Here is a 20,707-nt window from a genome sequence, read left to right on the forward strand (position 1 = left end):
AGAGAGTGTGGAACGAATTTTTGCTGCTGAAAAGGGTATGAAAAGGCCCAAAGGGCTTGCACCCGGTGCAGGACAGCGCGAAAGAAATAAAAATGGCCCCGTAAAGCCATGTTGAATTGCCATTATACGTTCTGGTGGAGAACTGTCCTGTTATGCTGCCCGTTTCCCGAGTTACAGAAAAAGGGTCTTTTCTCCGTGTCGTTGTTGCGGGGTGCGTGCTGGTTGGCATGACAGGCTGCAAGCTGGTTGATCAAAAAACCTTCAACCCAAACGCAGGCGTGGCACCCAAGCCATATATTCCGCCACCGCCACCGGGGCCGCCACCTGTGCCGCCATTGATTGAACTGGCTGCCGGCACCCCTGCATCGCAATGGGAAGCTCCAGTTGATCAGATTACGCGCCTTGCCCTTAGCCGCAAACCTGATGTTCTGTTTGTTGTCAGATGTCTTGTGCCGCCACAGGCCAATGCAGATGCGGAACAATCTTCCTTGATGAACTTGGTGCAGGGTGATGGCCGTGCTGTGTTGCAGGAAATGATTAATGCTGGAGCATCAGAGGCGCAGGTGGAAATGTCCGCTATGCCGGATTCTTCCGTGACGAAACCGGTTGTGCGGGTGTATGTGCGGTAAAGCAGCACTATATACACAAACGTGTGAACACACAGGCCAGACGGCCGATGGGTACGCGCCATGCCCCGACCGTTTCTGACGAGAAGCGAGGAGAAAGTTAGCGTGGGAGCGATAAAAAACGCCCGCCATCCTTTTTATGATCACTGCCATGAGGCGCTAGATCAGATCAAACATCAGGGGCGTTACAGAACCTTTACGCCATTAGCGCGTCAGGCAGAGCGGTTTCCTCTGTATGAAGAGGCTGTGCGCGATCTGCCGCAAGGGCGTGAAGTTATTGTATGGTCAACTAATGACTATCTGGGCATGGGCGTTGTGCCGGAGGTGCAGGACGCTGCTATCGCCGCTATTCGGGAGCATGGAGTTGGCGCAGGCGGTACGCGTAATATTGCCGGCACAAGCCCGCTGCATACACAGCTAGAAGCAGAACTTGCTTCCCTGCATGGTAAAGAAGCTGGGCTGCTGTTTATTTCTGGCTATGTTTCCAACCAGGCCAGCCTGCAAACCATTCTGACATCCATGCCAGGTTGGATCTGTTTTTCAGACCGACTGAACCATGCGTCCATGATTGCGGGCATTAAAGGTGCGCGCGGATCTCAGACAGTCATTTATGAACATAATGACCTGAAAGATCTGGAAGAAAAACTGGCTGCTGCGCCAAAAGATGCCCCCAAGCTGATTGCGTTTGAGAGCGTTTATTCCATGGACGGTGATATTTCCGATATTGCCGGAACCTGCGCGCTTGCCCGTAAATATAATGCACTGACTTATCTGGACGAAGTGCATGCTGTCGGCCTGTACGGTCAGGAAGGTGGCGGCGTTTCCCAGCGCGATGGTGTGGCCGATCAGGTTGACATTATCGAAGGCACACTGGCCAAGGGCTTTGGTGTGCATGGCGGTTACATTACGGCTTCTGCTGAAATTGTAGATTTCCTGCGCTCTACAGCTTCTGGCTTTATTTTCACTACAGCTTTGCCGCCACCGGTTGTGGCGGGGGCGCTTGCCAGCGTGCGCAAGGTGCGCGCGGAAAACTGGCGGCGCGAGTCTATTTTTGAACGTGTGAACACATTCCGCCATCGGCTGCGGGCTGCGGGTGTGCCATTCACCATGACACCCAGCCACATTGTGCCCATTCCTATTGGAGATGCAGAGCGTTGCAAACGCATCTGCCGCCGCTTGCTGACGGAATATGGGCATTACGCAACACCCATCAATTATCCAACTGTGCCGCAGGGTACGGAGCGCCTACGCCTAACCCCGGGGCCGTTCCATACGGATGAGATGATGGATGATCTGATTAACGCGCTGAGTGTGCTCCTGCGTGAAGAAGGCATTATGCCCGCACGCCAGGCAGCTTGTTCCGCCGCGTAAGAAAAATCATTATGGCGGGTGAGGTTGAAGCCCGCACCCGCCATAACAGGTTTAGTGGCTGCTTTTCAGCTTATCCACGGCAGTTTTAAGTTCAGACAGAGAAACTGCACCGGGAATAATTGCCTGATCCCCAATAATGAAGGTGGGCGTTCCTTCCAGATTGATGGAGCGGGCCAGAGCAACATTTTTTGCCAGCGCTGTGGTAACGGCTGAGCTTTTCATATCCTTCACCAGCTTGTCTGTATCCAGTCCTGCCTGATGTGCTGCATTCCGGATTCGATCCATGCCGGGGGCAGAAGAATCCGCCATCAGGATTTTTTGGAATGGAATGTACTTGCCCTGTAGGCCAGCAGCCATAATGGCCTGCGCATCCAGTGTGCTATTAGCCCCCAGAACAGGGATAACCTTTTCCACCAGCCTTAAGTCTGGTTCTGCGGCAACAAGCGCATCCAGATCATCCAGAACCTTGCGGCAGTAAGGGCAGCGTGGATCGTAAAACTCCACCACATTCAGGGAGCCCTGTGGGTTCCCTAGCACCACATCAGTAGAACTTCCGCCAAAAAGCGGCTTGTTATGGCGTACTAAGTCTAGCGCAGAGGCATTTTTCTGCGCTGCAGCTTGGTTTTGCAGGGAGGCAATCGCATCCGACAGAATAGTGGGGTCGGTTTTCAGGGCGTTGCGCATGATGTTTACAATTTCGGCACGCTGGGCTGGTGTAAAGCTGCTGTCTGCTGCACGTACAGGCGCGGAGTCCGCACAAAACAGAGCGGTGGCCAATGCGCCAGCGCTTACTGTAAGGCGGAAGAAAGATTTCAGATTCTGCATGGTGTCCTTGTCCATAAACTGGAATGGTATGGCACGTGCGGTCATTACGGCAAGGTTGGGCTGTTGCTGCCCGCCGTAAAGCAGGTTAATCCAGAGGAATACCATCCAGACGACTGCCCGCCGGACGGGCCCAGTAGTGGAGAAAGCAAGGCGTGGCCGCCCGTTCTATTATCCCCCGTTTTACGCGGTTTAAAACCGTGCTTTCTGGTTCTCGCAAGCGTGCGGGGGCTTTGGCTCTTGCTCTTACCTCTGTTCTGCCAGCCTGTAGTTCTGGCAGTCATATTGCGCAACCTGTGGAAACAGGATTTGTGGGAGAGGTTGTGGCGGATGAACCGCAGGCCGTTCTGGTTGGGCGTGATGTTCTGGCTAAAGGGGGCAACGCAGCAGATGCTGCGGCTGCTCTTGGGTTGGCCCTTTCTGTTACGCTGCCTTCCCGAGCCTCTTTGGGTGGTGGTGGTGCATGTCTGGCATGGAAGCCGGGTGAAAGCGCTGGGCAGGCCTTTGTATTTCTGCCCAGAGCCGGGCTGAATGACGCCGGGGCGGATCGTCCCGCCTCTGCTCCCATGCTGGCGCGTGGCCTGTATTTAATGCAGCTGCGTTACGGCAGTGTGGATTTTGCTGATCTGTTGTTGCCTGCGCGTAATCTGGCCTCTCGTGGTGTGCCGGTGGGCGGGTTGTTGGCGTCTGACCTTGCTGCTGTACAGGCACCTTTGCTGGCAGATGAAAAAACCCGTGCCATTTTTGGCAATGCCAACGGCAACGTATTGGTAGCAGATGACGTGATGGTGCAGACACGTCTGGCGGGTGCACTGGAGCGGATGCGTATTGCTGGTGTGGGCGATCTTTACGCCGGCGCACTGGGCCAGACATTTGCAGAGGCTGCGCGTGTTGCCGGTGCAGGGCTGACAACGTTGGATTTGCGCGCAGCTATTCCTGTGGCAGCACAGCCGCTTACAGCGCGTGTTGATGGCATTGATATCAGCTTCTTGCCGCCACCTGCAGATGGTGGGTTTGGTATGGCTGCGGCGTATCTTTCCAATGTGGGGCAAAATGGCGGCCGCGTAAGGGCGGAAACGGCTGTATCTGGTTGGCGTGCGCGGCAGGGTGCAAAAGGAGCTGCTACCAGTATTGCAGATGCACAGGCTCTTCTGAATTCTGGCCACATTCCTGCTGGTTCGGTTCTACCTGCCTTGCCTGCTTCCACATCTTTTGTGGTGACGGATAGGCAGGGTGAATCTGTAAGTTGTGCATTCACCATGAACAATCTGTTTGGTACCGGGCGTATTGCTGGGTCTACAGGCATTATGCTGGGGGCTTCCCCCGTGCGGAAACCTTTGCCGCTTCTGCCTGTTGCTATTGCGCACCGGGGTAACCAGTTTCAGGCTGCGGCCACGGCATCTGGGCAGAATGTGGCGGCAGATACGGCAGCCGTAGCCTTGCAGGCAGCAATAGCGGGAAGTCGCCCACAGGTGACCAATGGTGTGGGGCGTGCCAATTTTGTGTCCTGCCCAGCCGGTTTGCCGGGGGATGGCAGTAAATGCTTTGGTTGGACTGACCCCAGGGGGTTTGGGCTAGCTCTTTCTTCCGATCATGGGAAAAAGAGCTGATAATTTTCAGAATCTTAAAAGATGGCAGATGAATTTTATGCTGCCATCTTGAAAAGTTGCCAATTTGTTCTTAATGGAACAGGTAGAGATCGCAACATTAGCAAAAAGTTTCCATAAAGCGGTTACCCAGTACATTCGTTGCTGCCGTAGGGGCTTTATGGCAGGAATTGAACGCATAATCTTTCGTGCATGGTGCGTTATGCACATTCAAGGGCCTTACGTACATCTGACAGTCCGGCCCACAGGAAGGGAATGGTAAAAATGGATAAGGCAAAGGCTCTGGAAGGCGCGCTGGGACAGATTGAACGTGCTTTTGGCAAAGGTTCTGTCATGCGCTTGGGGCAGCGGCCCAAGGTAGAGGCAGATGTTATTCCTACTGGTTCCCTTGGGCTGGATATTGCGCTGGGCATTGGTGGGTTGCCCCGTGGCCGTGTGGTGGAAATTTACGGGCCAGAAAGCTCTGGTAAAACCACGCTTGCGCTGCATGCTATTGCAGAAGCACAAAAGCGTGGTGGCACTTGTGCTTTTATTGATGCCGAGCATGCGTTGGACCCCGGTTATGCCAAAAAGCTGGGCGTGGATGTAGATAACCTGCTGATCAGCCAGCCAGATGCGGGTGAACAGGCGTTGGAAATTGCAGATACACTCGTGCGATCCGGCGCTATTGACGTTTTGGTGGTAGATAGTGTTGCAGCACTGGTGCCGCGCGCAGAACTGGAAGGAGACATGGGCGATAGCCATGTTGGCCTTCATGCGCGTTTGATGAGCCAGGCTTTGCGTAAGCTTACGGGTACGGTGGCACGCTCCAATACTCTGATGATTTTCCTGAACCAGATCCGCCTGAAAATTGGTGTGATGTTTGGTAATCCGGAAACAACCACGGGTGGTAATGCTCTGAAGTTCTATTCTTCCGTGCGTATGGATATTCGCCGCATCGGGTCCATCAAGGACAAGGATGAGGTGACAGGTAATCAGACGCGCGTAAAGGTTGTTAAAAACAAGATGGCGCCACCTTTCCGTCAGGTAGAATTTGATATCATGTACGGCGAAGGCATCAGTAAGGTTGGTGAGCTGATTGATCTTGGCGTAAAAGCCGGAGTTGTTGAAAAATCTGGCTCATGGTTTTCATACGATAGCCAGCGCATTGGGCAGGGGCGTGAAAATGCCAAGCAGTTCTTGCGTGATCACCCAGAAATGGCTGCGGATATCGAACGCCGCGTGCGTGAACACGCAGGCGTTGTTGCTGAGGCTATGATGGTGGCACCAGAACACCATGAAGGTGACTAAAGTTTTCTAGCTTATAGCGCGATAGAGCAGGCGGGCTTGCGCATCATAAGATGCCAGCACCGCCTGTTCTGCTTTATTGGTAGGCGCATTCGTAAAGCCCGCTTTCTGCCAAAAGCCAATGGCGTGGCAGGTAGATGTAAGTAAAAGAGTATGCAGGTTTTGCCTGCGCGCAGCCTGTTCGGCCAATAGCAAAGCCTGTTGCGCAAACCCTTGTCCCCTTACTGTTGGGGATAAGGCAAGATCATGAATATACCAACTGTCTGCCTTACGAGGCAGGGTATGCAGCAAGGTGTTTAATGGCGGGGAAACAAGGCCTTGCCATGGGTGGCTTATCAGATAGCCAAGCACTTCTTTACCCCGCAAAAGAGAAAAGCAGCCATCAGGTGCAAGTTTTAGGCGTTCTTCAAAAACAACCAGATCTTCCATGTAATCGGGATGGACGCGGGCAGTTAATGTCATAACACCGGCAAGATCATCTGGTGTCATGGAACGCCAAGTGGTATCTGCGCTGGGAGTCATATAGAATTTCCGTTTTTTTCTTATACAGTTATTCAGCTCAAAGGCTGATAACTGGAAAAGTGGGTAGGCATGACGGCACGAGTAAGACTGACATTGCGGCTAGATGCAGATGGTAAGCCTGCGTTGGGGCATGGTAAGATACATCTTCTGGAAAAGTTGGAAGAAACAGGCTCCATTTCAGCGGCGGGGCGCGCCATGGGTATGTCTTACCGCCGTACATGGCTGTTGGTAGATAATCTGAACCAGCTTTTTAAGGAACCTCTGGTTATCACGCGGCCCGGCGGTGGCGGTGGGGCTTTTCTTACACTTACAGGTAAAACTGTTGTCACGCTGTATCGGCAGATTGCAGATAAGGCAGCACAGGCTGCTCGTTCTGATATAGCGGAACTGGAAAATTTATTGTCTGCGTGCCCACAAAAAACCTCACCAGAATGAGATGGGTCTATTCAGAACAATGAAACAACCATCCCATAAAATTTAGCAAAAGAGCGGGAGACAGACGTGTCAGCAAATGTGCAGCGACGTGATGTAATCAAGGCAGGGGCAGGTGCTACCCTGGCTTCGCTGGTAGGAGGTGCCATTGGGCGGGCACATGCCGAAGGGCTAGCAAATGCTACTGGTGCATTTGATGATAACACAGTTGCGCAGATTGCTCGCAGGCTGGCAAATGGACCTTACAAGGGGCCAGATCAAACGTTACCAAAGGCACTTTCAAACCTGAATTTTGATCAATTCCGGAGCATTGCCTACCGTCCAGATCGCGCTTTGTGGGCTGGCGATAATTTGGGTTTTGATGTGGAATTTTATCCGCGTGGTTTTTTATACAAGCCGCGGATCGAAATTTACGAAGTGCAGAATGGGCAGGCAGCAGCCGTTCCTTATTCTCCAGATTTGTTTACATATGCAGATCCTTCTTTGCGGGTAGAAGATAATCTGGGTTTTGCAGGTTTGCGGCTACGTGCCCCCATTAACACCCCGGGTGTAATGGAAGAGTTCTGTGTTTTTCTTGGGGCATCGTATTTTCGTGCAGTAGGTAAAGACCAGATTTATGGGCTTTCTGCACGTGGCTTTGCTGATGGCACGGGTGATCCTAAAGGCGAGGAATTTGCTCTTTTTCGCGCCTTCTGGTTGGAAAAACCTCAGCCGGGCGTACAGTCTGTTGTTATACATGCGTTGTTAGATAGCCCATCTCTTACAGGGGCGTTTCGTTTTACCATCCGCCCCGGTGACAGCACGGTGTTTGATGTGCAGTCCACATTATTCCCACGCACCAAGATAGAACAATCTGGCATCGCGCCCCTTACGGGCATGTTTTATTTTGATGGCAACGATCGCAACCACATTGATGACTGGCGCCCCGCTGCGCATGATAGCGAAGCTCTGCAAATGTGGACAGGAGCAGATCAACAGCTTTATCGCCCATTGCGTAACCCGCTTGATCTCCAGTTTTCAACATTTTCTGATACCTCTCCGCGCGGTTTCGGGCTGATGCAGCGCAGACGTTCTTTTCATGATTATGAAGATTTGGCCTTGCATTATGAAAAGCGTCCCTCCCTGTGGATTGAGCCTATTGGAGACTGGGGTTCCGGCTGGGTAGATTTGGTGGAAATTCCTACACCCAATGAAGTAAACGATAATATTGTTGCCTTCTGGCGGCCCAAGGAACCTTTGCTGGCTGGCAAGGAATACAGCTTCACCTATCGTATGTACTGGGGATGGGATGCACCTTTCCCCACTCCGTTGGCGCGTATTGGTGCCACACGTGTAGGCGCTGTGGTGGATGATAAGACCGCTCGTTTCTTCGCCATAGATTTTGTGGGCGCACCTTTTGAGCATCTGCCAAAAGACACGCACTTCCACGTTTCTCCGCAAGCATCTGCGGGCACAATTCGTAATGTTGTTGTAGAGCCAAATCCGGAAATTAACGGTTGGCGCACAACATTTGAGTTTGTGCCAGGTGATGCCAAGGTGGCGGATTTAAGTTGTGCCCTAGAAACTGATACGGGCCCAGTGTCTGAACAGTGGCTATACCGATGGACGCCGTAAGCATGCCGGATTCTACACAAATGTTTCGTGCTCTCCCTTCAGAATCTCCGTTGGATATGCCGGTGCAGGATTTTCATGCTGCACCCAATATGGCAGGGCGTGGCCGCACGCCTCTTACCTCTCCGCGGAATATCGTGCTGCGTCGGTTGGCTGTTATTGGATCAGCATTGTTGCTGACGGCCTACGGGGCATGGCGCACGCATAAAGTGATGGATGAAGCAGGTGTTTCCACCTTGGGTGTGATCATGCTGCTGTTGTTTATTGCTCTATTTATGTGGATTGCACTGGCATTTACATCTTCTGTTGCCGGGTTCTGTTCTCTGGTTGCGCATGGTGGCCTTGGGCTAGGTATCAGCAAATCTGGCCCGCTGCCGCAGCTTACACGGCGGAATGCTGTTCTGCTACCTACGTATAATGAGCCTCCTCGCCGTGTTATGGCGGGATTGAAAGCTATTTACGATAGTTTGCAGGAAACGGGGGAATTAGGTGCCTTCGATTTCTTTATTCTCTCAGACACCACAAACCCGGATGTATGGGTAGAGGAAGAGGCAGCCTTCCTGGCGCTGCGTGAAGAAACTGGCGGATATGATCATATCTTTTACCGTCGTCGCCATAATAATGTAGAGCGTAAGGCTGGTAATCTGGGGGAATGGGTGCGCCGCTTTGGCGGAGCATATGACCACATGGTTACGTTGGATGCAGACTCCGTTATGTCTGGCGCCACGTTGGTGCGTATGGCCGCAGCCATGGAGCGTAACCCTGGTGTGGGCCTTATACAGACACTTCCGGTTATTACTGGTGGCACAACGCTTTTTGCACGTTTACAACAGTTTGCGGGCCGTGTGTACGGGCCTGTTATTGCGTACGGTATTGCATGGTGGCATGGCTCGGAGGGGAATTACTGGGGCCATAATGCCATTATTCGCACTCGCGCTTTTGCCGAGCAGGCAGGCATGCCGCATGTGCCGGGCAAGCCACCTTTTGGTGGACATATTCTGAGCCATGACTTTGTAGAAGCTGCCTTAATGCGCCGCGGGGGCTGGGCCATTCATATGGTGCCAGCTCTTGATGGCTCTTACGAGGAAAGTCCTCCTTCCCTTACCGATGTTGCCATTCGCGATAGGCGTTGGTGCCAAGGTAATTTGCAGCACGTCAAGGTTCTGCCAACAAAGGGGCTGCATTGGGTCAGCCGGATGCACATGGTTGTTGGCATCGGGGCTTATGTAACATCGCCTTTGTGGCTTGTGTTTTTGTTGACTGGTATTTTAATTTCTCTTCAGGCTCATTTTGAGCGGCCAGAATATTTTGGAGAAACAAAGCTTCTTTATCCACACTGGCCGCATGTTGATCCTGTGCAGGCGAAGTATGTGTTTATCGGCACCATGATTGTGCTGCTAGCACCAAAACTTCTTGCGTATATCGCGTTGTTGCTGGATAGGGAAAACTGCAAAGGGTGTGGTGGTGCCATACGTGCGGCAGGTTCCATATTAGTGGAAACGCTGATTGGCGGTTTGATTGCACCAATAGCCATGCTGATTCAAACACTCGGTGTATTCTCCATTCTTACAGGCCACGATTCCGGCTGGAATGCACAGCGGCGAGATGATGGCGGTGTGCCATTTATGGATATTGTCCGTCAGTATGGGCGTTTTACCATTTTTGGTGTGCTATTAGGGGCCGGAGCATGGGTTGTGTCTCCCTCTCTTTTCTTCTGGATGACACCGGTTTTGCTGGGGCTGGTTTTTTCCATCCCTCTGGTGGCGTTTACCAGCAGTCGTAATGTTGGCTTGGATTTTCGCAAAGCTGGCCTTCTTTTAGTGCCAGAAGAAACCAATATGCCGGATGTTCTTAAAAAGGTAGAGCAAGACCGCGAAAGTGATGAAACCCCAGATCTTCCAGAAGATGCTTTGCGGGCTTTGCGGGCAGATGTGGGGCTGGCGCAGGCGCATATGGCTATGCTGCCGCCAGAGCGTAAAGCGGGAGATCCCATCAATGCGGATCAGCTCGTGGGTTTGGTAAAACTTTCAGAATCTCACACAGTTTCTGAGGTTGAACATAAACTTACGGTAAAAGAAAAAGCTGCAGTGCTGGGCACACGCAAAGGCGTGGAAAGCGTTCTGCAACTTTCAGAGTAAATCTTGCGTATAAGGCGGGAAGAAACATAAAAAGTCTTCCCGTCTTTTTTAATAAATACGCTGGCCGCTTACCCATACTTCCTGCACATGCAGGTTGGAATCCATTACAACAAAATCAGCACGTTTTCCGGCCTCTAATATGCCGCGGTCATGCAGCCCTAGATAGTTTGCTGGGTTGCGCGTTAAAAGTGCTACTGCTTCGTGCAATGATGTTCCGGTATTTACGGCATTGCGTAGGGCAACATCTAATGTCAGCACGCTTCCTGCAAGGCTACCATTTGGCAAGCGTGCTGTTCCATTTTCTACAATTACGTCTTGCCCACCAAGTTGGCTTGGCCCATCTGGCAAACCAGCAGCACGCATGGCATCGGTTACAAAAACAAGCCGATTTGGCATAATGCGTTGAGCTAGTTGAAATGTTGCTGGATGGATATGGTGTGTATCAAAAATCATTTCGGCATAGGCGTCACTGCACATTAAGGCGGTAACTGGGCCGGGGCGTCTGCTTTCAATGGGGGGCATAGCGTTAAAGAGATGGGTGCCGCCAACCACACCACCAGATTTGCAAATATGACAAATAGCCTGATGAGCTTGTTCATAACTGGCAACTGTATGACCCAGGCTGACACGCACGCCAGCTTTGGCAAAACTTTTCATGGCAGTTTGTGCATGAGGAAGCTCCGGTGCTAGTGTCACAACACGCACACAGTTTATAGCAAGAACCTCTAAAACCTTGTCTGATGTTGGGGCGATATTAAAAGGAGGCTGAGCTCCGAGTTTATGGGGGCTCACAAAAGGTCCTTCCAGATGCGCGCCATGTATCATCGGGCCATCTGGAATTTGTTGCCCAGTCACTTCAGCAATAGCATGTAATGTGTTGATAACATCCGGCCAAGGGCTGGTGATGGTTGTTGGCAATAATGTTGTCGTGCCATGCCGAGCATGAAACCGGCTAAGGGTGTGAATGGCTTTTACACCATCCATTGTATCTGCGCCGTCGCCCCCGTGGATGTGTCCGTCGATAAAGCCAGGAAGAATATAGCGGTCTGTTTCATGTTGAGTAGGTGTAATATCCTGAATTTTGGTTTCAAAATGTATACTTCCGCTTACAATTGTATTTGGAAGCACAAGATTTCCGGAAAGTTCGGTCATATCAGCCAACCATTAGGTGTTTGTGTTGTGGGGTGTTTTTGAAAAACGTAAAATAAATAATGAAATTACAAAATAGCATATGCAGGATAATGCTGAAAATGCTGCCTGAAACCCTATAATGGATTTTAGCCATACAAAGCATTGCGGTAAAATACCACCTCCACAATATGCCATAACCAACAACGCAGAGACAAAAGAGGTTTTGTTGTGGGTGGAGTTTAAAACGGTTGGGAAAAGAGATGGAAATATCATGGAATTTGAGAAGCCCAGCAGCGCTACGCATGCAACAGATATGTATCCATGAGTCATATATGCCAGAAGGCTTAAGGCAAAACCTGTAAGGCAGGAAAGCAGAAGTGCACGCTCTTCAGAGATGTGACGTGGTACACATATTAACCCAACCAGATACCCACAAAGCATACAAACAAGGGTGGCTGATGTAAAAAGACTGGATATTCTGAATGGAATATGAAATCCAGATGCATAGGTTCCAATAGCATCTCCAGCCAACACCTCCACACCAACGTAAAGAAACATGGCCAAAACACCAAAGCATAAGGTTGGGTTTGAATTTGTAGGAACGCTTGTTTCTATGTTTTTTAGGTGAGATATTTTTATATCAGGTAGAGTTGAACATTTTATATACAAAGTTGTCAGAGCTAAAAGCGTAGCCATTCCTATATAAGGCCAGTAAATTGTAGAAATGAATTGTTGTTGTAAGATCGAATTGTTTTGTGCATTGTAAGTAAGTGGAAAATCTCCAATATGCGGCATGGCAAACGCTGCCAAAGCAATAGGAGCTAAAATGCCGCCAACTTTGTTGCAAATACCCATAATTGCAATACGTTGTGCAGCGCGATCAGTTGGGCCTAAAAAGCTTATATAAGGGTTTATAGCAACCTGCAGAAGCGCCAACCCGCTACCCAGAATTAAAAATCCGCATAATGCACCAAGGTAAGATGATGCTTTCATAAATTGGCCTGTAACAATCATGCCTGCTGTCATAATGCTTAAGGCATATATCAGGCTTTGTCGTAGACCTTGTTTTGTTACAATTTTACTGGCCGGAATGGCGAATAAAAAATATGAAATATAAAAAACAAAAGGGATCAAAAATGCGCTTATATCATCAAGGGAAAATGCAATTTTTACAAAAGATATAAGAGGCCCATTCAGCCAGGTTACAAAGCCGATTATAAAAAACAATATTGCAATCAGAATAAGTGGTAGCCAGCCATAAGGCCCGGCCGGGCAGGAAACAGCGCGCCAGAAGGTGCGATTGTGCATGCAGGGCCAGGCCTTTCTGGGTTTAAAGAAAAATCAGTTTGCAGAATCAGGCAGACTGTCAATTTTCTCACAGGTATGCGCCAGCTCGGCAGAAGGATTGGGTGCTTCGCACAGGCGCTGCACATCTGGTGCACACATTTCTATAGAATTTTCAAAATCAGATTCCAGCACATCTTCCGCAATAGCCAGATCCTGATCATGAGATCGCGCTTCTTCAGCTTTAAGCATATCCTGCGTTTTGTGCAGTTCTTTCAGTGCATCAATACAGGCTGGGCTAGCTGCTTCTGGTTTAAAGTGCAGTACGGCTAGCTCTTTTTGTAACTGCACATTTGGCACGTTTGTACGGGCTGGCGGATCATCATCTGCGCGCGCAACTGCTGAGGCAGCAAGAGAGCCCATAAAAAAGAGGGATGCCAAAGTAAGAGGCCGAAAAAGCGGAGTGGAAGGGCGGAATAAAAACACGCGCAAAACTCTCTTAATACACAGGTCTGTGCTTCTGGGGTGTTCTGTTTTTAGCCTGTTCATGGCCAGAAGGTAAAGCAACGGGCTTTGGTAGCTATTACACAGGGTTGGCATCTGCCTGCATTTAGTGTTATGTAAAAAGCGGAAAGTCGGCAGTGGACGGACACCTTGCCAACCCGGTCAGATCCGGAAGGAAGCAGCCATGGTAAGTTTCGTCCGGGTCATTGTTCGGCTTTCCACCCGTTATTTTCCGCCAATGCGGCACGTGTTTCGCATATAAAACAAGGCGTGAACTTTTTCTTCGGGCAAGACATGAGCGACAAAACAGACGCGCAGCTTCCTCAGGATGAGGGACTCCCCAATCCTGAAATGGAAGGCCCTGGTCTGTTTGGTGATGAGCCTGCCCAACAAGTGGTTGAGCAGCTTCCCGCAGCGCAGGATCAGGCAGCATCGCCGTACCGGGTGCTGGCCCGTAAATATCGCCCCACCACATTTGATGATCTGATTGGCCAGGAAGCCATGGTGCGCACGCTGCGTAATGCGTTTGCACTGGGGCGGGTGGCCCACGCGTTTATGCTTACAGGTGTGCGCGGGGTGGGTAAAACCACTACAGCCCGTATTATTGCACGCGCTCTTAATTGCATCGGGCCAGATGGCAATGGTGGCCCAACGGCAGATCCATGCGGTGTTTGCGCAAACTGTGTGGCTATTTTGAACGATCGGCACCCAGATGTGCTGGAAATGGATGCTGCCTCCCGCACAGGTGTAGATGATGTGCGGGAGATTATAGAAGCCACGCGCTTCCGCCCCATGCAAGGGCGCATGAAGGTCTTTATTATTGACGAAGTGCATATGCTTTCTCGCAATGCCTTCAATGCGCTGCTCAAAACGCTGGAAGAGCCGCCTGCACAAGTTACGTTTATTTTTGCTACGACAGAACTGCGGAAGGTGCCGGTAACGGTGCTTTCGCGTTGCCAGCGGTTTGATTTACGGCGCGTTCCACAATCTGAACTGGTGGGGTTGTTCTCCCGCATCGCAGATAAAGAGCATGTGCGCCTGTCACCAGATGCGCTGGCATTGGTAGCACGGGCTGCTGATGGCTCGGTGCGTGATGGGCTTTCCTTGTTGGATCAGGCTATTGCGCAGGGTACCGGCCAAACGGATGCAGATGGTGTAATTGGCGCCACAGTTATCAGTGACATGCTGGGTTTGGCAGATCGGGAAGTTGTGTTCGATCTGCTGGAAGCGGTGTTAACAGGCAAGCCAGAGCAGGCTTTGGCGTTGCTGGATGCAGCATATGCACGCGGCGCAGACCCCGGCCTTGTATTGGGGGATATGCTGGAACTGGTGCACACGGTTTCTCGTTTGCGGGCCGTTCCCAGCTTGCGCGATTCGGCAGATATGCCAGAGGCCGAGCGTGTGCGGGGCACGCATATGGCTGATACCTTTACTGTGCCTGTGCTGATGCGTGCGTGGCAGATGCTGGTAAAAGGGATGCAGGAAGTGGAAGCCGCATCTGATAGGCGTGCTGCCGCAGATATGGTGCTGATTCGCCTGTGTTATGTGGCGGATCTGCCATCTCCTGAAGATGTAATAAAACGTCTTTCTGGCGCGGGACATTCAGCAGGGCAGGGAGTAGCTTCTCCAAATACAGGTGGAAGTTCTCAAGCCCCCACGGCTGGGGCAAGTTCTGCGTTGCCTACGCCATCAGCTTCAGCAGAGCATCAGCCGCCGCCATTGCGTATGGTGAGTGGTGGACAAAGTGTTTCTGCCGCCGTGCCAGTCGTTGCTCCGGTTTCTGCTCCCTCTGCTGAACCACAGGTTTTTTCCAACCCACGCACATGGCGAGAAGCCGTGGCTTTGGTGAAGGACCAGAAAGAAGCCATCCTACACGGTCAGCTTCGGCATGCGGCGCATCTGGTGTCCTTTGCGCCGGGGCATATTGTGTTGCGGTTTGAACAGCACGTGCCCTCCGGGGCCGCGCAAGAACTGCGTAAAGTTTTGGATCGTGCCACGGGTATGTCATGGCGGGTGGGGCTTTCGGAGGAAGAGGGCGAACCCACTTTGGATGCGCAGGGGGCTGAAATCATTCAGTTTCGGCGTAAGGAAGCTGAAGCTCACCCATTGGTGAAGGCCATTCTCAAGTTTTTCCCGGATGCAGAACTGGGCGAAGTGCGTGATCATGGTTTGGATGATTACGGCCTACCGCCAGAAGAACCGGCCCCAGAACTGCTTTTTGCACCGTTGGATGCAGAGTTTCTGGATGATGATGAACGCCCCTATGATCCGGGCATGTCTCCAGACTGACTCCGGTGAGCAGGTAATGCACGCCCATCAGGCTGTGTGGTGTGACATATAGCAACAGGCTGCCAGTAACAGGGCAGTTTGAGAATAAAGGGATAGTTGATGAAAAATCTTGCCTCATTGATGAAGCAGGCCACGCAGATGCAGTCCAAAATGGAAGCAATGCAGAGCACGCTGGAAGCCATGAACATTGATGGTTCAGCCGGCGCAGGCATGGTTCAGGTTGTGCTGAGCGGTAAAGGAGACATGCGCTCCATTAAAATTGATCCCAAGCTGGCAGATCCAGAAGAAATGGAAATGCTGCAGGATCTGATTGTGGCGGCCTGTGCAGATGCCCGCAAAAAGCTGGATGAAAAAGCAGCAGAAGAAATGCAGAAAGTGACCGGTGGCCTGAACCTGCCTCCAGGCATGAAGCTGCCGTTCTGATATAACGGAACGGGTAGCAGAATTGTCCGGTATGGGTGGGCAGGAAATAGAGCAGCTTATCCGGCTTTTGGGCCGGTTGCCGGGGTTTGGCCCGCGCTCTGCGCGCAGGGTTGCGCTATATTTGCTAAAGGAGCCTCAAACCCGGCTGGCACCTTTAGCGCGCGCAATGGAGCGGGCAGGCAATGCTATAAAAACCTGCTCATCCTGCGGTAATCTGGATACGATAAACCCGTGCCATATCTGCTCTGATCCTCTGCGAGATCAGGGCCTGATCTGTGTCGTGGAAACGGTGGGTGATTTGTGGGCGTTGGAGCGTGCGGGCGTGCATCGTGGAGTCTATCAGGTTCTAGGTGGCACATTGTCCCCACTGGCGGGAATCGGGCCAGAAGATTTGGACGTCGCTCCGCTGTTTGAAAAGCTGAACAAAGGCACGGTGCGCGAAATTATTCTGGCGCTAGGTGCCACGGTGGAAGGTGCTACCACCATGCATTGGCTCATGGATCAGCTTGCATCTTATGGTAGCGTAACTGTCAGCCGTGTTGCGCAAGGCGTGCCGATGGGTGGGGCGTTGGATGTGCTGGATGATGGCACTTTAGCAGCAGCACTGGGCGCACGGCGCCCTGCATGACGATAAAGGAGGCAGACACGATGCCACTGAATGGTTTTCCCATTTCGGCGGCTATTCCCCGTCGTGCATTGGTTACGGGCGGAGGCGCTCGGCTTGGCCGTGCCATAGCTCTAGGGTTGGCGCAGGCTGGATTTGATGTGGCGATTCACTATCGCTCCGGGCAGGAAGATGCGCAGGAAACAGCCGCTGTTATTAACGCATGCGGACAAAAAAGCTGCCTGTTGCAAGCTGATCTGGCGCGGGAAGAAGGGGTAGAACCTCTGGTGCAACAGGCGTCTGCGGCCTTGGGTGGGCCGCTGGGTGTTCTGGTCAACAACGCTTCTACGTTTGAGCGGGATGAGTGGCATAATGTCACCCGTGAAAGCTGGATGGCACACCTTAAACCCAACCTACGCGCCCCGTTTGTGCTGATGCAGCATTTTGCCAAGGCGCTGCCAGAAACGGCGCAGGGCATGGTGTTGAACATGCTGGATGAGCGCGTGTGGTCTCTTACGCCACATTTTGTCAGTTATACGGTTTCTAAAAGCGCTTTGTGGACGTTAACCCAAACAATGGCGTTAGCGCTGGCCCCCAAAGGCATACGTGTGAATGCTATAGGCCCCGGGCCAGCATTACCCAGTACGCGGCAGACAGAAGAGCAGTTTGCCCGGCAATGTGCATCTGTGCCTTTGGGGCATGGCACATCACCGCAAGAAGTTGCGCGCACTGCGCTGGCGCTGCTGGCTTTGCCCTCTGTAACAGGCCAGATGCTGGCGTTGGATGGCGGGCAGCATTTACAATGGTCCCCGGCTTTGCCTGCCGGTGCTGTATTGGAAGAATAGAAAATGGCTGTTTTTGCTCCATGGGCGGATCAGCCGCCTTTGCGCCGCCTGTTTATCCGCAACATGATTCTGGATGCCAATATTGGCGTCTTTCCGCACGAACAGGGGGTATCGCAACGTATTCGCGTATCCGTTTCGTTCGGTGTGGATGATCGGACAGATCTGGAAATTGGCGCGGATGATTTGAGCCGCACAGTTTCCTATGAGCAAGTGGTTGTGCTGGTACGCCAGATTGTGGCGGAGGGGCACGTAAGGCTGGTGGAAACGCTGGCTGAACGTATTGCCGCCGGTGTGTTGGCAGATAATCGCGTAAAGGTTGTGCGGGTACGGATTGAAAAGCTGGATGTTTTTGAAGAAATCGAAGCCGTAGGGGTGGAAATAGAAAGACGTTCAACAACTCCGTAAAAAATTGATGAGATCTTCATAAAAAAGCCCGCCAAAAAGCGGGCTTTTTCTTTGCTGTGTTTATGGCAGCAGATCAGGAATCGTGTTCGTCCGAATCCGTGCTGACATCAATATCGGAGCTGATGTCATCATCATCGTCATCATCCAGATCGGCGGTATCTTCTAGTACGTCATCGGCATCTGTATCCGCATCTGTATCCAGGTCAATATCGTCTTCACTGGTTTTTTTGGCGGGAGCTGCCGTTATCGGGGTGCTGGACAGAGTATCAGAATTCCGGCGCAAACGGGGCACCAGTGGGGGCTGTTCCGTGCCACATTTGGGGCATACGGCAGGAGTGCGGTTTAGATCATAAAAATGGGCACCGCAGGAGACGCAGACGCGTTTGGTGCCGAGATCGGGCTGAGACATCTTGCTACCTGTCGATCCTGAGCAGTCAGATTGGGGGGCACAGATGCCCCGGAAAGAAGGACGGTCCCCTCCCGCAACACGGGGTGGAATCGAACCAGACTATAAGGCGACGCCAAATGCCATTGTGTTTTGTGTCCTGTCAAACCCGACTTGCAGAACAAATGCATTTTCTGGCAGCAGAAAGCAGTTTTTATGGTTTCTGGCGGATTGACTTGCCGCCCCACACGCCGGAATGAACAAGGTATGACACAGCAGACCACATCTTCTACTCGCCCATTACGGGTTTCTCGTGCTCCGGCTTCTCTTTCTGGTTCCATCCGGGTGCCGGGCGATAAGTCTATTAGCCATCGTGCCCTCATGTTTGCCTCCCTTGCCAAAGGGACCACGCATATTTCCGGCCTGTTGGAAGGTGAGGATGTGTTGTGCACGGCCGCAGCCATGCGTGCATTGGGCGCAGATGCCGTGCAAGAAGGCCCTGGCCAGTGGCGTGTAAGCGGGCCGGGTGTCGGCCAGCTTCAAGAGCCGAATAACGTGTTGGATATGGGCAATTCGGGCACAGCAGCTCGTTTACTGTCCGGCATTTTGGCCAGCCACGGCATGACATCCGTGATGACGGGTGATGCCAGCCTGCGCCGCAGACCCATGAAGCGCGTTATGGACCCACTGGCAGGCACTGGGGCCACATTCCTTGCGCGTGAGGGTGGCCGTTTACCCATGGCTATTCGCGGCTTGGCAGATCCTAAGCCTCTGGATTACCGTCTTCCCGTTGCTTCTGCTCAGGTTAAGTCTGCTGTATTGTTGGCTGGGCTGAATGCAGTGGGGGAAACCCGCGTAGAAGAACCAGTTGCCACGCGTGATCATACGGAAAATATGCTGCGCCATTTTGGGGCAGAAGTTTCCGTAGAAAAAACGCCAGAAGGTGGCCGGATTATTCGTTTGCAGGGGCGGCCCAACCTTGTGGCGCGTGATGTTGCTGTGCCGGGAGATCCTTCCTCCGCTGCTTTCCCGCTTGTTGCCGCACTGTTGGTGGCTGGGTCTGATATCACCATTTTTGGCATAGGGCTCAATCCGTTGCGAACCGGGTTGTTTACCACATTGCAGGAAATGGGTGCGCAGCTTGAAATCCTGAATGCACGCATAGAAGGCGGAGAACCCGTGGGGGATTTGCATGTGCGGGCTTCTGCTCTCAAGGGCGTGGAGGTGCCGCCAGAACGTGCGCCTTCCATGATTGATGAATACCCGGTGTTGGCTGTTGCGGCGGCCTATGCCTCTGGTGTTTCACGCTTTTGCGGGGTGGAAGAACTGCGGGTGAAGGAAAGTGACCGTCTGGCCGCAACCGTAGCACTGTTGGAAAACAACGGAGTCCGCACCGCAGTGGAAGGGAATGACATGGTTGTGTACGGCACGGCTGGGCATATTCCCGGTGGCGGCAAGGTGGAAACCCACATGGATCATCGTTTGGCCATGAGCGCTTCTGTTATGGGGCTTGTTGCCGAAAAACCTGTGGAAATTGATGACACCTCTTTTATCGAAACCAGCTTTCCGCAGTATTTGGATCTGATGAACAGCATTGGCGCGGGGTTTGTAGCATGACGCGAGGCGGCCCAGTTATTGCAGTAGATGGCCCTGCCGCAGCAGGTAAGGGCACTTTGGCGCGCAGATTGGCAGAAGCTCTGCACCTGCCGTATCTGGATACAGGCTTGCTCTACCGTGCTGTCGGGCGTTTGGCGCTAGATGCGAGACAGGACCCAGCCTCTCCCGCGCAGGAATTTGCTGCACGTTTGTTGCCAGAAGATTTGGAAAGAACGGATCTACGCACCCCGTTGGTAGCGCAAGCCGCCAGCAAGGTGGCAGGGCAGCCAGAAGTGCGCGCCGCTTTGGTGGAAACGCAGCGCCGGTTTGCGCAGGCAAAAGGGGCTGTGCTGGATGGGCGGGATATTGGCACCGCTATTTTTCCGGATGCAGACGTAAAACTGTTTATTACGGCATCTCCCAGCACGCGGGCTTTGCGCCGTTTTTTGCAGCTTGGTGGTGACCGGAATGCTCCAGATGCCCCAACCCGTATAGCAGAACTGGAAGATGCCTTACGCACTCGGGACGATGCAGATGCCGGGCGTGCATCTGCTCCCATGCTTGTGGCGGATGACGCATATGTGATTGAGACAGATACGCTGGAAGCAGATGCCGTTTTGGCAAAAGCATTGCAGATCGTACGGGAACGACTCGCTGGAATCTCAGAATAAAAATTCTGCGAAAGTGTGTTCGAGCGGTTGCGCAATACCGTTTTTCTGGCAGTTTTCAGGCTGTGCACGGGTGGTTTGTATTGACAAGCGGCCTGTGGACAGTGTCTGTGCAGAATCAAACACTGCGTACCATGCAGGTTTGTTTTTATTTTGA

The 20,707-nt window shown here is 52.3% G+C and carries 20 protein-coding genes and 1 other RNA gene; 15 read left to right on the forward strand and 6 right to left on the reverse strand.

Going from position 1 to position 20,707, the window contains the following annotated elements:
* Positions 1 to 152: 152 nt before the first annotated feature.
* Positions 153 to 629 carry a hypothetical protein gene (locus WG31_RS00195; RefSeq protein WP_035352952.1) on the forward strand — a complete coding sequence of 159 codons (477 nt, stop codon included), beginning with the start codon at positions 153 to 155 and terminating at the stop codon, positions 627 to 629.
* A gap of 60 nt (positions 630 to 689) precedes the next feature.
* Complete coding sequence (hemA, locus tag WG31_RS00200; protein ID WP_063353257.1) at positions 690 to 1,997, forward strand: 5-aminolevulinate synthase; 1,308 nt, start codon at positions 690 to 692, stop codon at positions 1,995 to 1,997.
* Positions 1,998 to 2,048: 51 nt separating this feature from the next.
* On the opposite strand, the gene WG31_RS00205 is transcribed toward hemA, so the two are convergent.
* Entirely contained in the window at positions 2,049 to 2,927 is an 879-nt protein-coding gene (locus tag WG31_RS00205) for a DsbA family protein (protein ID WP_063353258.1), read from the reverse strand.
* A 47-nt stretch (positions 2,928 to 2,974) separates the two neighbouring features.
* Here WG31_RS00205 and WG31_RS00210 point away from each other — a divergent pair, with 47 nt between their 5' ends.
* Positions 2,975 to 4,429 (forward strand): gamma-glutamyltransferase, encoded by a 1,455-nt coding sequence (locus WG31_RS00210; protein WP_063353259.1) that lies wholly within the window; start codon positions 2,975 to 2,977, stop codon positions 4,427 to 4,429.
* Positions 4,430 to 4,690: 261 nt separating this feature from the next.
* Positions 4,691 to 5,716, forward strand: a complete 1,026-nt coding sequence (gene recA / locus WG31_RS00215) for a recombinase RecA (RefSeq protein WP_269320058.1) — start codon at positions 4,691 to 4,693, stop codon at positions 5,714 to 5,716.
* A 6-nt stretch (positions 5,717 to 5,722) separates the two neighbouring features.
* Here recA and WG31_RS00220 read toward each other — a convergent pair whose 3' ends face one another.
* Positions 5,723 to 6,235 (reverse strand): GNAT family N-acetyltransferase, encoded by a 513-nt coding sequence (locus tag WG31_RS00220; RefSeq protein ID WP_063353260.1) that lies wholly within the window; start codon positions 6,233 to 6,235, stop codon positions 5,723 to 5,725.
* 69 nt (positions 6,236 to 6,304) lie between these two features.
* On the opposite strand from WG31_RS00220, the gene WG31_RS00225 reads away from it, so the two are divergent.
* The 3 genes from WG31_RS00225 (at position 6,305) to mdoH (ending at position 10,416) form a co-directional block, all read left to right on the forward strand.
* Positions 6,305 to 6,670, forward strand: coding sequence for a winged helix-turn-helix domain-containing protein (locus WG31_RS00225; RefSeq protein WP_006116636.1), 366 nt, complete (start codon positions 6,305 to 6,307; stop codon positions 6,668 to 6,670).
* Between the two features lie 66 nt (positions 6,671 to 6,736).
* Complete coding sequence (locus WG31_RS00230; RefSeq protein ID WP_063353261.1) at positions 6,737 to 8,281, forward strand: glucan biosynthesis protein; 1,545 nt, start codon at positions 6,737 to 6,739, stop codon at positions 8,279 to 8,281.
* A gap of 2 nt (positions 8,282 to 8,283) precedes the next feature.
* Positions 8,284 to 10,416 (forward strand): glucans biosynthesis glucosyltransferase MdoH, encoded by a 2,133-nt coding sequence (mdoH, locus tag WG31_RS00235; RefSeq protein ID WP_209439353.1) that lies wholly within the window; start codon positions 8,284 to 8,286, stop codon positions 10,414 to 10,416.
* Positions 10,417 to 10,464: 48 nt separating this feature from the next.
* Here mdoH and nagA read toward each other — a convergent pair whose 3' ends face one another.
* From nagA to WG31_RS00250, 3 genes are read right to left on the reverse strand one after another with little or no spacing between them, the layout of a single operon-like run.
* Positions 10,465 to 11,568: an N-acetylglucosamine-6-phosphate deacetylase gene (gene nagA, locus WG31_RS00240; RefSeq protein ID WP_063353263.1), complete on the reverse strand. Its 1,104-nt coding sequence runs from the start codon at positions 11,566 to 11,568 to the stop codon at positions 10,465 to 10,467.
* A 12-nt stretch (positions 11,569 to 11,580) separates the two neighbouring features.
* On the reverse strand, positions 11,581 to 12,855 hold the full coding sequence (gene gluP, locus WG31_RS00245; protein WP_063353264.1) for a glucose/galactose MFS transporter: 1,275 nt from the start codon (positions 12,853 to 12,855) through the stop codon (positions 11,581 to 11,583).
* A 33-nt stretch (positions 12,856 to 12,888) separates the two neighbouring features.
* Entirely contained in the window at positions 12,889 to 13,431 is a 543-nt protein-coding gene (locus tag WG31_RS00250; RefSeq protein WP_050793146.1) for a hypothetical protein, read from the reverse strand.
* A 29-nt stretch (positions 13,432 to 13,460) separates the two neighbouring features.
* Here WG31_RS00250 and ffs point away from each other — a divergent pair.
* The 6 genes from ffs to folB all read left to right on the forward strand — a co-directional run bounded on the left by ffs (position 13,461) and on the right by folB (position 17,901).
* Positions 13,461 to 13,558, forward strand: an RNA gene (gene ffs, locus WG31_RS00255) — signal recognition particle sRNA small type.
* 71 nt (positions 13,559 to 13,629) lie between these two features.
* Positions 13,630 to 15,624, forward strand: coding sequence for a DNA polymerase III subunit gamma/tau (locus WG31_RS00260; protein ID WP_063353265.1), 1,995 nt, complete (start codon positions 13,630 to 13,632; stop codon positions 15,622 to 15,624).
* Between the two features lie 99 nt (positions 15,625 to 15,723).
* Positions 15,724 to 16,047, forward strand: a complete 324-nt coding sequence (locus tag WG31_RS00265) for a YbaB/EbfC family nucleoid-associated protein (RefSeq protein WP_035350700.1) — start codon at positions 15,724 to 15,726, stop codon at positions 16,045 to 16,047.
* Positions 16,048 to 16,078: 31 nt separating this feature from the next.
* Complete coding sequence (recR, locus tag WG31_RS00270; protein ID WP_063353266.1) at positions 16,079 to 16,675, forward strand: recombination mediator RecR; 597 nt, start codon at positions 16,079 to 16,081, stop codon at positions 16,673 to 16,675.
* Between the two features lie 20 nt (positions 16,676 to 16,695).
* Positions 16,696 to 17,496: an SDR family oxidoreductase gene (locus WG31_RS00275; RefSeq protein WP_082823093.1), complete on the forward strand. Its 801-nt coding sequence runs from the start codon at positions 16,696 to 16,698 to the stop codon at positions 17,494 to 17,496.
* 3 nt (positions 17,497 to 17,499) lie between these two features.
* Complete coding sequence (gene folB / locus WG31_RS00280; RefSeq protein WP_006116645.1) at positions 17,500 to 17,901, forward strand: dihydroneopterin aldolase; 402 nt, start codon at positions 17,500 to 17,502, stop codon at positions 17,899 to 17,901.
* 73 nt (positions 17,902 to 17,974) lie between these two features.
* Here the strand turns inward: folB and WG31_RS00285 are convergent, their stop codons facing one another.
* Complete coding sequence (locus tag WG31_RS00285; RefSeq protein ID WP_063353268.1) at positions 17,975 to 18,310, reverse strand: FYDLN acid domain-containing protein; 336 nt, start codon at positions 18,308 to 18,310, stop codon at positions 17,975 to 17,977.
* A 192-nt stretch (positions 18,311 to 18,502) separates the two neighbouring features.
* Between WG31_RS00285 and aroA the strand changes: the two genes are divergently transcribed.
* Positions 18,503 to 19,903, forward strand: coding sequence for a 3-phosphoshikimate 1-carboxyvinyltransferase (gene aroA, locus WG31_RS00290; RefSeq protein ID WP_082823094.1), 1,401 nt, complete (start codon positions 18,503 to 18,505; stop codon positions 19,901 to 19,903).
* Positions 19,900 to 20,553 (forward strand): (d)CMP kinase, encoded by a 654-nt coding sequence (gene cmk / locus WG31_RS00295; RefSeq protein ID WP_063353269.1) that lies wholly within the window; start codon positions 19,900 to 19,902, stop codon positions 20,551 to 20,553. The genes aroA and cmk overlap by 4 nt, the downstream gene beginning before the upstream one ends.
* Positions 20,554 to 20,707: the final 154 nt, after the last annotated feature.

Origin of the sequence: Acetobacter oryzifermentans (genome assembly GCF_001628715.1) — a bacterium.
Lineage (GTDB): Bacteria > Pseudomonadota > Alphaproteobacteria > Acetobacterales > Acetobacteraceae > Acetobacter > Acetobacter oryzifermentans.